General features: G+C 67.4%; 13 protein-coding genes. 8 read left to right on the top strand and 5 right to left on the bottom strand.

The genetic code is table 11. From position 1 onward, the window contains the following. Together HG262_RS29930 and HG262_RS29925 are read right to left on the bottom strand one after the other, a co-directional pair. The coding region (locus HG262_RS29930; RefSeq protein ID WP_248293535.1) for a phospholipase D-like domain-containing protein at positions 1-515 on the bottom strand (515 nt) is incomplete at its 3' end. Next, a complete protein-coding gene (locus HG262_RS29925; protein WP_169274455.1) occupies positions 512-1,279 on the bottom strand; it encodes an endonuclease/exonuclease/phosphatase family protein in 768 nt (255 codons plus the stop codon). The genes HG262_RS29925 and HG262_RS29930, both read right to left, overlap by 4 nt. A gap of 219 nt (positions 1,280-1,498) precedes the next feature. On the opposite strand from HG262_RS29925, the gene HG262_RS29920 reads away from it, so the two are divergent. From HG262_RS29920 to HG262_RS29905, 4 genes are all read left to right on the top strand, one after another. Next, entirely contained in the window at positions 1,499-2,002 is a 504-nt protein-coding gene (locus HG262_RS29920; protein WP_169274454.1) for a sigma-70 family RNA polymerase sigma factor, read from the top strand. Then, on the top strand, positions 1,989-2,957 hold the full coding sequence (locus tag HG262_RS29915; RefSeq protein WP_169274453.1) for a FecR family protein: 969 nt from the start codon (positions 1,989-1,991) through the stop codon (positions 2,955-2,957). The genes HG262_RS29920 and HG262_RS29915 overlap by 14 nt, the downstream gene beginning before the upstream one ends. Before the next feature lie 165 nt (positions 2,958-3,122). Next, complete coding sequence (locus HG262_RS29910; protein WP_211187842.1) at positions 3,123-5,525, top strand: TonB-dependent receptor; 2,403 nt, start codon at positions 3,123-3,125, stop codon at positions 5,523-5,525. Between the two features lie 144 nt (positions 5,526-5,669). Next, positions 5,670-6,392, top strand: coding sequence for a ribonuclease activity regulator RraA (locus HG262_RS29905; RefSeq protein WP_169274452.1), 723 nt, complete (start codon positions 5,670-5,672; stop codon positions 6,390-6,392). A gap of 76 nt (positions 6,393-6,468) precedes the next feature. Here the strand turns inward: HG262_RS29905 and HG262_RS29900 are convergent, their stop codons facing one another. Beyond that, positions 6,469-6,693: a hypothetical protein gene (locus tag HG262_RS29900; RefSeq protein ID WP_169274451.1), complete on the bottom strand. Its 225-nt coding sequence runs from the start codon at positions 6,691-6,693 to the stop codon at positions 6,469-6,471. A gap of 10 nt (positions 6,694-6,703) precedes the next feature. After that, positions 6,704-7,087, bottom strand: a complete 384-nt coding sequence (locus HG262_RS29895; RefSeq protein ID WP_169274450.1) for a hypothetical protein — start codon at positions 7,085-7,087, stop codon at positions 6,704-6,706. Between the two features lie 207 nt (positions 7,088-7,294). On the opposite strand from HG262_RS29895, the gene HG262_RS29890 reads away from it, so the two are divergent. Both HG262_RS29890 and HG262_RS29885 read left to right on the top strand, forming a co-directional pair. Further along, the gene (locus HG262_RS29890; RefSeq protein ID WP_169274449.1) at positions 7,295-7,747 is read left to right on the top strand and encodes a DUF2946 family protein; all 453 of its coding nucleotides are present in this window, start codon (positions 7,295-7,297) and stop codon (positions 7,745-7,747) included. Between the two features lie 75 nt (positions 7,748-7,822). Then, positions 7,823-9,244: a PepSY-associated TM helix domain-containing protein gene (locus HG262_RS29885; RefSeq protein WP_169274448.1), complete on the top strand. Its 1,422-nt coding sequence runs from the start codon at positions 7,823-7,825 to the stop codon at positions 9,242-9,244. Here the strand turns inward: HG262_RS29885 and HG262_RS29880 are convergent. After that, the gene (locus HG262_RS29880) at positions 9,211-9,879 is read right to left on the bottom strand and encodes a GntR family transcriptional regulator (RefSeq protein ID WP_169274447.1); all 669 of its coding nucleotides are present in this window, start codon (positions 9,877-9,879) and stop codon (positions 9,211-9,213) included. The two genes, HG262_RS29885 and HG262_RS29880, sit on opposite strands and share 34 nt — an antisense overlap. A 243-nt stretch (positions 9,880-10,122) precedes the next feature. Here HG262_RS29880 and HG262_RS29875 point away from each other — a divergent pair, with 243 nt between their 5' ends. Next, the gene (locus HG262_RS29875) at positions 10,123-10,884 is read left to right on the top strand and encodes a 5-oxoprolinase subunit PxpA (protein ID WP_169274446.1); all 762 of its coding nucleotides are present in this window, start codon (positions 10,123-10,125) and stop codon (positions 10,882-10,884) included. 8 nt (positions 10,885-10,892) lie between these two features. Next, on the top strand, positions 10,893-11,539 hold a 647-nt coding region (locus HG262_RS29870; protein WP_169274445.1), incomplete at its 3' end, for an allophanate hydrolase subunit 1.

Below are 11,539 nucleotides of genomic sequence, written 5' to 3'. Positions count from 1 at the left end.
CGCCTCAGGGCCGCACGGGCGTAATCGGCGATGTCCGACGCCAGCGGGCCGTCCACCTGCACCGCGTAGTCCTGCTTGGCTTCAGGACCGAAGTCCGGCAGGTGGTCGGCCGAAAAATTGATGCCGCCCACCAAGGCGCAGCGGCTGTCCACGGCCACGATCTTGCGGTGCATGCGGCGGAACACGTTGGTGCGCACGCCCAGCAGCCGGGGGCGCGGATCGAAAATATGGAAGCGCACGCCGGCCTGCGTCATGGCGCCGATGAATTCATCCGTCAGCTCGTCGGATCCGTACCCATCCACCAGCAGGTCCACGCTGACGCCTCGGCGCGCGGCCGCGATCAAGGTCTGCTGCAGCGCCTGTCCCACCTTGTCGTCGAACAGGATGAATGTTTCGATCAGCACTTCGCGCGTGGCCGACTCGACGGCGCGCCGGACGGCGGGGAAGTAGGCCTCGCCGTTTTCCAGCAGTGTGTAGCGGTTGCCTTCCCGCCATCCCAGGTCGACGGCCGTCATAGCGCGATCTCCGCGGAAATGGGTACATGATCCGACAACCGCGACCACACGCGGGACGCCAGCGGCACCGGCCGCCAGTCGCGCACATTGCGCACGTAGATCCTGTCCAGCCGCAGCAACGGCCATCGGGCAGGGAATGTGCGCGCAGGACGGCCCACGCGCGTCGTGAAGACTTCCTGGGTACCGCAGTCGGCCATCAGGCGGTCGGCGTTCAGCCGCCAATCGTTGAAATCCCCGGCGATCAGCAGCGGCTCGCCGGCCGGCACATCTCGGCTGACCAGCTCGCACAGCCCGTTCAATTGCTGTCCGCGATGCCGTTCCAGCAGGCCCAGGTGCACGCAGATCGCATGCACCGGCGCGCTGCCCGGCACGCGCAACACGCAATGGAGCAGGCCGCGGCCTTCGTGCCCGTCCACGCTGACGTCATGATTCTCATAGCGCTCGATCGGGTAGCGCGACAGGATCGCGTTGCCGTGGTGGCCGGCGGGATAGACGGCGTTGCGCCCGTAGGCGAAGTCCGTCCACAGCGTATCGGCCAGGAATTCATATTGGGACAATGCCGGCCAGGCCGCCGAATGCCGTTCGGCGTGCGCCTGATGCTCGCCCAGCACTTCCTGCAGGAACACCACGTCGGGCGCGGCGGTGCGCAACGCCTCGCGCAGGTCATGCAGCATGAAACGCCGGTTGAAGCTGGTGAATCCCTTATGGGTGTTGACGGTAAGCACCGTCAACATCCGCGAGGAATCGTCGGTCGGGGCGGGCATGGACTCTCCGAGGGAGGGAAACCCCCAGTCAGGCGCAATTAGCGTGCCCGGGCCTGGACCTGAGCGCCTGATGGGGGAATTCCCGCGTGTGCGTGCCCGGGCGCGTCGGAGGTAGTGCGGAAAAACCGGTGTTTCGGGCAAAATTTCCCTTCGCCGGCGCGTAGCGTAGCAATTGCTAATAAAAAGCATTATCATGCCGCTTCGCTTCGAACTCGCCTCATGTCATCTTCCCGGTCCCGTCCACACGGCTTTCTTGCCTATTACGAAGAACTGCTTGCCGTCTGGACCCGTAAGCTGGGTTGCCGCGACGCCGCCCAGGACTTGACGCATGATGCGCTGGTGAAATGCCTGGAGGCCGGTTCCGCCCACGTCGAACAGCCGCGCGCCTATCTGCACCAGGCCGCGCGCAATACTGCCATCGACAGTTTCCGCCGCGAAGGCGGGCAGGAGTGGGTGCCGCTTGATACCATAGCGGCCCATCCCAGCGAGCTGGGCGACCCTGTGGCGCAGGCGCGCACGCAGCAATTGGGGCAGGCGCTGGAAGCGGCGCTGGCCGAATTGCCGCTCAAGTGCCGCCAGGTCTTCATCTGGCAACGGCTGGAAGGCCTGACACAGGCCGAGATCGCCGAGCGCATGGGCCTGAGCAAGAACATGGTCGAAAAATACATGATCCGCACCGCCTTGCATCTGCGCGAACGGCTGGGGGCCTATGCGCCCAGCTAGCGATGCCGCGCGTTCCGAGGCCGCCAAATGGTTCGCCCGGACCCGCGCCGGGGACCTGGATGCCGCGGGCCAGGCTGAACTGCAGGCCTGGCTGGCGGCCGATCCCCGCCATGGCTATGAATACCGCGTACTGGAATCCATCTGGCAAGCCGCCGCTGAGGTGCCGGCGGACCGCTTGCGGGCCTTGGCCGAGCCGCGCCGACGCGTGCGGTCGTCCGGCCGGCGCCAGGTGCTGTCGCTTGGCGTGACGGCGCTGGCGGTCGGCGCGGGCGTGCTGTTCTGGCAGCGCCAGCAGCCGCCTGCCGTGCAAACGGCCGAGTACCGGACGGGGCCGGGAGAACGCCGCGTCGTGGCGTTGCCGGATGGATCCAGCGCCGAACTGAATAGCCGCACCCATATGAAAGTGCGGTTCGGCGCGCAAGCAAGACAGGTCGAGCTGCTGGAAGGCGAGGCGCTGTTCTCGGTCGGCCAGGACGCCGGGCGTCCTTTTATTGTCGATGCCGGTTTGGGGACAGCTACCGTGACGGGGACGCGTTTCGATGTGCGCCGCGACGCGGAAGAACTGCGCGTCCTGGTCGAGTCCGGTTCGGTACGCGTGGCCGGCTGGCAGGACGACGCGGGCAGCGCGGTGTCGGTCACTGCGGGGCTTGGCGCCCGCGTCACCGCGTCAGGCAAGGTCGAGCCGCCGCAAACGGCGTCCGCGGCCTCGGCGCTGGCCTGGCGCGCGGGGCAGATCGTCTTCAGCGATACCGATCTGGCCAGCGCGGTGCGCGAGGTGTCGCGCTACCGCGCGCAGGCGGTCGTGCTGGGCGGCGGCAAGGGGCTGGCCGAGCTGCGCCTGACCAGCGTATTCCGCATCGACGACACCGACGCCTTCCTGACCGCGTTGCCGCACATCCTGCCGGTGACGGTGCGCAAGCTGCCCGACGGGCGGGCTGAAGTGGTGGCCCGCTAGGCCGCCGGCGCGTGCGCCCGGGAAATACTTCGGGCGGCGATTCAGGTTTTTTTCCGCTTCTGCGTCTTCTCTCTTATCGCGGGGCACATCCGGCCAGGGGGCCGGAGACCGCCCTAATCAGGAGAGGATGAAGTGGATCGCAATAAGAACAAGCGCGCGCGGCCGATGGGCTGCCGGATCCGGGCCGTCAGCGCGGCGGTGCTGATCGCCTTGGGGGCGCCTGCCGCCTGGGCCGCGTCGCCGCCGGTCGCCATCGACATGCCCGCCCAGCCGCTGGACGGCGCGCTTAAATCGCTGGCGCAGCAGCACGGTCTGCAGATCTTCTATACCCCTCAGGCCGTGGCAGGCATCCAGGCGCGGGCGGTGTCCGGCACCATGACGCCGGGCGAGGCGCTTGACGCCTTGCTGCGCGGCACGCCGCTGCGCGCCCGCCACGAAGGCAGCGCCATCATTCTTGAGCCTGCCGGCGCGGCCGCCCCGACGGTGCTGGCGCCGATCGAAGTCAGCGCCTCGCGCATGGCCAGCAACCTGGTCAGCCCGGTGCAACAGACCATCGTGCTGGAACGCGACAGCCTGCAAGAACTGAAGACAGGGTCCGACAGCCTGGCGACGGTGCTGTCGAAGGTCGTGCCGGGCATGGCCGACTCCAGCCGCACCATGACCGACTACGGCCAGACGCTGCGCGGCCGCGGCATCCTGGTGCTGGTGGACGGCATTCCGCTGAACACCAACCGCGATTCGTCGCGCAACCTGGCCAACATCGATCCGGCCATCATCGAGCGCGTTGAAGTGTTGCGCGGCAGCAGCTCGATCTATGGGGCGGGCGCCACGGGCGGCATCGTCTCCATCACGACGCGGCCGGCCGGCGGCGAACCGGTATCCGAAACCACGCTGACGGCCGTGTCCCCCCTGAGCCGCTTGCGCGCCGACGGCCTGGGCGGCCAGTTGCAGCAGCATTTCGCCGGCAGCCAGGGCAAACTCGATTACGCGCTGGACCTGGGCGCGCGCCACAATGGCGCGTCTTACGACGCGCAAGGCCGCCGGATCGCCTCGGAGCCCAGCCAGGGCGACCTGTTCGATTCCAACATCTATAGCGTGGGCGGCAAGCTGGGGCTGCGCATCGACGACGACCAGCGCGTGCAGTTGTCGGCCAGCTACTACAACGCCGACCAGGACAGCGATTATGGGTCGGACCCGTCGGTGGGCCGCCTGCCGCCGGGCACGGCGCGCGCCTTGCCGCTGGGCGGGCTGGAACTGGCCGACCAGAACCAGATCCGCAACACATTGGTGAACCTGGAATACCAGCACCAGAACCTGTGGGGCAGCAAGCTGTCGGCCCAAGTCTACTACCGCGACTACTACACGCGCTTTACGCCGTTTGACGCCCGCGCGGTCGTCACGCGCGGTGGCAATGTGGACCAGGCCATGCAGAATTCCAAGGTGCTGGGCAGCCGCCTGACGATTGACACGCCGCTGGGCGAATCCGACAAGACCCGCCTGCTTTGGGGCGCCGATTTCAACCAGGAACGCAGCGACATGCCGATCGATATCTTCGATCCCGCCGCGTTCGACGGCAGCGGCGGCCGCGTGTTCCGCAAGACGGGCACGCTGACCTATATGCCCGAACTGACCACGCGCAGCACGGGCCTGTTCGGCCAGTTGGAACATCGCTTCAACGACCAATGGTCGGGGCAGGGCGGCGTGCGCTACGAGTATTCGTCCGCGCGTTTCAATGACTTCGTGCCTCTGTCGCAGTCCCGGGCGCCGTCGCCGGCCACCGTGCAGGGCGGCACGGTGAACTACGACGCCTTGTTGTTCAATCTGGGCCTGAGCTACGAGCCCGTGCGCGGGCAGGAGGTCTACACGTCGTTCAGCCAGGGCTTCCAGTTGCCCGACATCGGCGTGCAGATGCGCAACGCGCGTCCGGGTTTCGACATCGGCTCGTCGGACCTGGAGCCCGTCAAGACCAACAACTACGAGCTGGGCTGGCGTGGCGCCGTGGGCGACAACACCACGGCGTCGCTGGCCGTGTTCTACACGACGTCGAAGCTGGGTGATGTGCAGAGTTTCAATAATGGCCTGATTCTGACCCGCACCAAGGAACGCGTGTACGGCGTGGAAGCGGCCGCCGATTACCTGACGGACGACGAACGCTGGGGCGCGGGCGGCACGTTCACCTGGATGAAGGGGCAGGAGCAACCAGACGGCGGCGAATGGCGCAACATGACGGGGTACCGCATTCCGCCCGTCAAGGTGACGGGCTACGTGCAGTACCGGCCGAACGAGCGCTGGAGCAACCGCTTGCAGGCGAACTACTACGCCAGCAAGGACTATCGCCTGGACGGCGTCGCCAGCTTCGGGCGTCGCGAGGTCAACAGCTATTTCACCGTGGACGTCATGAGCCGCTACCAGTTCACCAAGAAGGACACGGTGACGGTCGGCATCGAAAACCTGTTCAACCGCGAGTACTACCCGCTGTACAGCCAGCTGATGCGCAGCGGCACCAACACCAGCCGCCTGCCCGCGGCCGGCACGGTGCTGACGCTGACGTATCAGCATCGCTGGTAAGCGCAAGGCGTGCCGGGGCATGCGGTGCGGGCATGCGAGCCGACGACGCAGGTATAAAAAACGGATTCTGAATCTGCAAAAACCGTGTTGTATTGCGTTTTGCGCAGGGTCACAATCGAAGTCCATTCCAGGAGAACCTGCATCATGACGATTGCACCTCAGCCTTTGGACGCACGCGTCGTCCAGGCCCTGTCCGGCATCACCACCGCCACCCTGACCACCGTGCTGCTCAAAAAGGGGCTTCGCAACGTGTGGCTGCGCGGCGCGCGGCCGCTGGCGCCGGGCGCCAATCGGATCGTGGGGCGCGCGTTCACGCTGCGCTTCGTGCCGGCCCGAGAGGACCTGGCGACGCCAGCCTCGTGGGCGTCGCCCATTTCGACGCGCGCGGCGATTGAAGATATGCCTGAAGGCTGCATTGCCGTGGTCGACGCGATGGGCGTGACCGATGCGGGTATTTTCGGCGACATCCTGTGCGCGCGCATGCAGAAGCGCGGCGTGGCCGCGCTGGTGACGGATGGCGTGGTCCGGGACCTGGAAGGCGTCGAGGGCACGGGCCTGCCGGTATGGTGCAGCGGGGCGGCCGCGCCGCCGTCGGTTGCCGGGCTGACCTTCGTGGGCTGGCAGGAACCCGTGGGCTGCGGCGGCGTCGCGGTGTTTCCGAACGATGTCATCGTGCTGGACCGCGACGGCGCGGTGCTGATTCCGGCAGCGATATTGGATGAGGTGGTCGAGATCGCCATCGAGCAGGAACGGCTGGAAGGCTGGATCATGCAGCAGGTGGAAGCGGGGGAAAAACTGCCCGGCTTGTATCCGCCGAACCAGGAGAACCAGGCCAGGTACCAGGCCTGGCGCGCCAAGCAGGGCTAAGCGGGGGAGGGTAGCGGCCTGCCGAAAGCCCCGCGCAACGGCCGCTTGATGGCCGGGCGCGGGGCCGGATGCCCTATCAGTAGGACTGGCCGCCGCGGATATTGCCCGCGACACCGCCCGCCACGCCGCCGATGGCGGCGCCTGTCCAGGCGCTGCCGCCCGCGATGGCGGCAATGCCCGCGCCCGCCGCAGCGCCGATGGCCGCACCGGACATGGTGCCTTGCTGCTTGGGCGTCATGTTCGTGCAGGCTGCAAGCGTCCCTATCGCGACGCCGATGAGAATCGATCGAATAAGCTTCATGACGGCTCCTTCAGGGCTTGCGCTTTGCGCCGGGGACGACGATCTCGAACCACAGGGTCTCGATCACGGGGCGGTCCAGCTTGGTCGGGTTGGCGGCATACCAACTGTCCAGCCGTTCGCGCACCGAATCCAGCGTTTGGGCTTGCAGGCCGGTCGTGAATCGGGGAACCAGCGTCTGGGTGTCGTTGAGCTTGCGCCGTTCCTGGTAGGCGCGTTCGACTTGCAACAGGTTGGCGATCCCCAGCAGGTAGGCTTTCTTATGGCTGGCGTCTGATTCCGTCCAATGCTTGCCCGTGATGATGGGGGCGGGATCGGCGGTTTGCGCCACGCCGGGCGTGGTGAACAGCAGGGACAGCGCAAGGGCTGCCGGGCCTAACAGGTGTTTCACTTTCATCGCAACGCTCCTCGCGGGCTTAAAAGATAAAAAACGACCTTTCGACGCCGTATCGGGCGGGCCGGCTGGCCCGTACTCAAAACGGGTTTGCTCAATTTATGCCCGAAAGAACGCGTTCGCAAGCAGAATGCGTGGGTCGCCGGCGGCAGGGCGGCGAGTAGAATTCCGGCATGGTGCCGGAATCCGCCGGCGCCCTGGATTGGGCCCATGCGCACCGGACTTTCCTGCCGACCCTCCCATGCCGCCCTGGCCGCCGATGTCGGGCGGCTGTTGCTGCTGCTGTTGCTGGTGGCGCGGGCCTGGGTGCCGGTGGGATATATGCCGGATGCCGATGCGCTGCGGCAAGGCCGTCTGGCGCTGGGGTTTTGCGCGGCAGGCGGCGGTGCGCTGCCGGTGCTGCGCGGGCCGGCCGCGCTGGAAGATGCCCATCACGGCCATCACGGCCACGGCGCGCCCGACGACCACGGCGGGGCCGGGCAGGAATGCCCCTTTGGGCTGAGCGCGCATCAGGTGCTGGATGTGCCGCCGATGCTGGCGGTGGCGCCCGCGCTGCTGCGCTGGCTGGCGCAAACACCTGCGGTCGTCGACGGCCCGCGTCCGGCGATGCCGGCTGCCGGCCCGCCGCTGGGACCGCGCGCGCCTCCCTCGACTCCCGAATGACCCCTATCGGCGTGCGCGCATTGCGCGCATGAAGGCCGCCCGGGTCGGGCGGCGTCGTTCGTATTCGAGGACCCCATGTCCACCCAAACCCTGGATTCCCCCGCCGCGCCCGCGCGCGAGCGGGCTGCGAGCCGCAGCGCCTTGATGGCGCTGATCACCCGGCTGCATTTCTATATCGGGCTATTCGTCGGCCCGTTCATCCTGGTGGCGGCCGTCACCGGCACGTTGTTCGTACTGACCCCGCAGATCGAAAACCTGCTGTATGCCGACCAGCTGCGCACGGCCTCGACGGGGCCGGCCCAATCCCTGGCCAGCCAGGTCCTGGCGGCGCAGGCCCGCATTGGCGCCGGGCCGCGCCTGTTCGCGGTGCGCCCGGCGCCCGGCGCGGGTGACACCACACGCGTCATGTTCACGCAGCCCGGCCTGGGCGATTCCGAGAGCCGTGCCTTGTTCGTCGATCCCGCCACGTTGGAGATCAAGGGCGACATGATCGTCTACGGCACCAGCGGCACGCTGCCGTTGCGTACGGCGCTGGACTATTTGCACCGCAACCTGATGCTGGGCGAACTGGGCCGCAACTACAGCGAACTGGCTGCCTCGTGGATGTGGCTGGCCACGCTGGGCGGGCTGGCGATGTGGCTGGCGGGCCGCCGCCGGTATCCCGCGGCGCAGGCGCGCAGCCCGCGCCTGCGCACGCGCCGCTGGCACGTCTTGCTGGGGCTGTGGCTGGCGGCGGGACTGATGTTCTTGTCCGCGACGGGCCTGACCTGGTCGAACTGGGCGGGCGGGCGCGTGGATCAACTGCGGGCGCAACTGGGCTGGATCACGCCGTCCGTGTCGCTGAAGCTGCCGGTCGCCGGCATGCCGGCGGGGCAGGGCGAGGGCGAGCACGCGCATCATCATGGGGCAATGGCCGGCATGGCCATGACGCCCGTGGCGGCACCGGCGGGCGATATCGACCGCATCCTGCAAACCGCCCGGGCCGGCGGCATCGATAGCAACCAGTTGGAGATCCGTCCGCCGCGCGCGGCCGACCAGGCCTGGACGGTGCGTGAAGTCGACCGGTCCTGGCCCACGCAGGTGGACACCATCGCGATCGATCCGGCCACTTACGCCATTACCAGCCGCGCCGACTTCGCCACGTTTCCGCTGATCGCCAAGTTGATCCGTTGGGGGGTGGACATGCACATGGGCATCTTGTTCGGCTGGCCCAACCAGTTGCTCATGGCCGCCATCGGCTTGGCGCTTACCACGATGATCGTCTTGGGATACCGGATGTGGTGGTTGCGCCGTCCGGCGGCGGGCGCTTCGGGGCAGACGCTGACGCAGGCGTGGCGCGAATTGACCTGGCCGGGACGCCTCCTGGTCGCCGTGGTGGCGTTGGCGCTGGGCGTGTGCCTGCCCGTGATGGGCGTGAGCCTGCTGGCGTTCCTGGCGGTGGACGTGCTGCGGTCGTGGCGGGCTCAGCCGCCCAAGGCGCTGACGCGCCGCGCATAGCTTGCCAGCACGATGCGCTCGGACTGCGCCAGGTAGTCCTTGAGCGCATCGGCGGCGGCCTGGAACTCCCCGGCCTCGACCCGTTCCAGGATCCGCGCATTCATGTCGGCATAGGGCGCGTGCAGGAATTCCGGGTCTTGCAGCAGGCCGAATACCAGCCGCAGCTCGGCCAGCAACAGCGAAAACATGGCGTTCAGCCGTTCGCTATCGGCCAATTCCACGATGGCCATGTGGAAAGCCATATTGGCGGTGCCCACGCCCGGCCAGTCCTGGCTGTGCCGGCGGGCGACGGCGTCGTCCACGGCCTGGCGCATGCGCTGGTGTGCCGGGTGGTGCGGGTACGCCTGCGCCAGCGCCTGGCATTCGATCATGCGCCGCACGCGGTAGAGGTCAATGATGGAGGCCATGCTGGGTACCGCCACCGCGACGCCGCGGTTGGGCGAGTGGGTCAGTAACCCTTCCTTGGTCAGGTTGCGGAACGCTTCGCGCAGCGTATTGCGCGATACCTCAAGGCTTTGCGTCAGCGTCGCTTCGGACAAGCGTTGGCCGGGCGCGAATTCGCCGTTGATCAACCGGCGGCGGATCTGTTCGGTGACTTTGTCGGTCAGGGTCTGGTGCGCGTTGGGATCGGTCATTGACGGGAAATCAGCAGGGGCGGGAAGGCCTTTCGCTTTCGAGTGTATCCGAGCCATTTCCAGATTGCCCGTCAAAAGATGCCGTTTTGTCCTGACTCGGGGGAAATACTGATAGTCAATGCAGCATTTTTTGATCTACTATTTATAAAAATTGTAGAACAATACTGTAACAGACGTTCTACAAACAAACGCCCCACACAGCCCAACACATTTTGGCCCTGACGGCACATAGAGAAGCAAGCGATGGCTAGGATAGATCTGAACAGCGACCTGGGCGAAAGCCTGGGCGCCTGGACCATGGGTGACGACGCCGCGATGCTGCAGCTGGTGTCCAGCGCAAACGTGGCCTGTGGCTTTCACGGCGGCGATCCCGCCGGCATCCTGGCCACGCTGAAGGGCGCGGTGGCCAATGGCGTGGCGGTGGGCGCGCACGTGTCCTACCCGGACCTGACCGGCTTCGGACGACGCAACATGGACGTGGCCAGCGCCGACCTGATCGCCGACGTCATCTACCAGATCGGCGCGCTGAAGGGGCTGGCCGCCGCGGCCGGCACGCAGGTCAGCTACGTCAAGCCGCATGGCGCGCTGTACAACACCATTGCGCACGACGCTCGCCAAGGCAACGACGTCATCACGGCGATGCTTGCGGTAGACCCGTCGCTGGCGCTGGTGGGGCTGGCGGGTTCGCCGCTGCTGGCGCTGGCGCGCGAACGCGGCTTGCGCGTGGTGGCCGAGGCGTTCGCCGATCGGGCCTATACGCCGCAGGGCACGCTGGTCTCGCGCCGCGAAACGGGGGCCGTGCTGCATGATCCGGACATCGTGGCGCGGCGCATGCTGCGCCTGGTGGAAGACGGGGTCGTCGAAGCCATCGACGGCTCGCTGACCCGCGTGCAGGCGGATTCGATCTGCGTGCATGGCGACAGCCCGGGCGCGGTCGACATGGCGCGCGAGGTGCGCCGCCGCCTGGAGCAGTCTGGCGTTACCATTCGCTCGTTTGCCGCCTAGGAGGCCTCGTGCGCTTTTTGCCCGTGAATACCGATGCCCTGCTCGTTGAACTGGACGATCTGGAGCAGACCCTGGCGCTGTTCGACGCGCTGCAGGCCCGGCCGATTGCCGGCGTGACCGAGCTTGTGCCGGCCGCGCGTACCGTGCTGGTGGTGTTCCGGCCTGACAGCGTGACGCGCGAGGCCCTGATCGCCGATATCGGCGGCCGCGATACGTCGGGCCGTGTCGCGCGCGAGGGCAAGCTGATCGAGATCCCGGTTCATTACAACGGCGAAGACCTGGACGAAGTCGCGGCGCTGCTCGGCATCACGCGCCAGGAAGTGGTGCGCCGGCACACCGGCGGCACCTACAGCGTCGCCTTCACCGGGTTTGCGCCCGGTTTTGCGTACCTGAGCGGCGGCGATCCCACCCTGGACGTGCCCCGTCGCAAGACGCCGCGCACCCGCATCCCCGCCGGCGCGGTGGCGTTGGCCGGTACGTTCAGCGGCGTCTATCCGCAAGCCAGTCCCGGCGGGTGGCAGATCCTGGGCGTCACGCCGACGGCCATGTGGGATCTGTCGCGCGATACGCCGGCGCTGCTTCAGCCGGGCTACCGCGTGCGCTTCATCGACGCGGGTCCTGCGTCCGCCGCAACGACCGCGCCGTCGGCCGCCCC

The sequence above is a fragment of the Achromobacter sp. Bel genome, assembly GCF_012928505.1.
Classification (GTDB): Bacteria; Pseudomonadota; Gammaproteobacteria; order Burkholderiales; family Burkholderiaceae_B; genus Achromobacter.
This window is presented reverse-complemented; position numbering and strand designations above follow the sequence as displayed.

What these genes read in the sequence shown, in the direction of transcription:
- HG262_RS29925 (WP_169274455.1), bottom strand. Translation starts at nt 1,279, where the DNA reads ATGCCCGCCCCGACCGACGATTCCTCGCGGATGTTGACGGTGCTTACC.
- HG262_RS29920 (WP_169274454.1), top strand. Translation starts at nt 1,499, where the DNA reads ATGTCATCTTCCCGGTCCCGTCCACACGGCTTTCTTGCCTATTACGAA.
- HG262_RS29915 (WP_169274453.1), top strand. Translation starts at nt 1,989, where the DNA reads ATGCGCCCAGCTAGCGATGCCGCGCGTTCCGAGGCCGCCAAATGGTTC.
- HG262_RS29910 (WP_211187842.1), top strand. Translation starts at nt 3,123, where the DNA reads ATGGGCTGCCGGATCCGGGCCGTCAGCGCGGCGGTGCTGATCGCCTTG.
- HG262_RS29905 (WP_169274452.1), top strand. Translation starts at nt 5,670, where the DNA reads ATGACGATTGCACCTCAGCCTTTGGACGCACGCGTCGTCCAGGCCCTG.
- HG262_RS29900 (WP_169274451.1), bottom strand. Translation starts at nt 6,693, where the DNA reads ATGAAGCTTATTCGATCGATTCTCATCGGCGTCGCGATAGGGACGCTT.
- HG262_RS29895 (WP_169274450.1), bottom strand. Translation starts at nt 7,087, where the DNA reads ATGAAAGTGAAACACCTGTTAGGCCCGGCAGCCCTTGCGCTGTCCCTG.
- HG262_RS29890 (WP_169274449.1), top strand. Translation starts at nt 7,295, where the DNA reads ATGCGCACCGGACTTTCCTGCCGACCCTCCCATGCCGCCCTGGCCGCC.
- HG262_RS29885 (WP_169274448.1), top strand. Translation starts at nt 7,823, where the DNA reads ATGTCCACCCAAACCCTGGATTCCCCCGCCGCGCCCGCGCGCGAGCGG.
- HG262_RS29880 (WP_169274447.1), bottom strand. Translation starts at nt 9,879, where the DNA reads ATGACCGATCCCAACGCGCACCAGACCCTGACCGACAAAGTCACCGAA.
- HG262_RS29875 (WP_169274446.1), top strand. Translation starts at nt 10,123, where the DNA reads ATGGCTAGGATAGATCTGAACAGCGACCTGGGCGAAAGCCTGGGCGCC.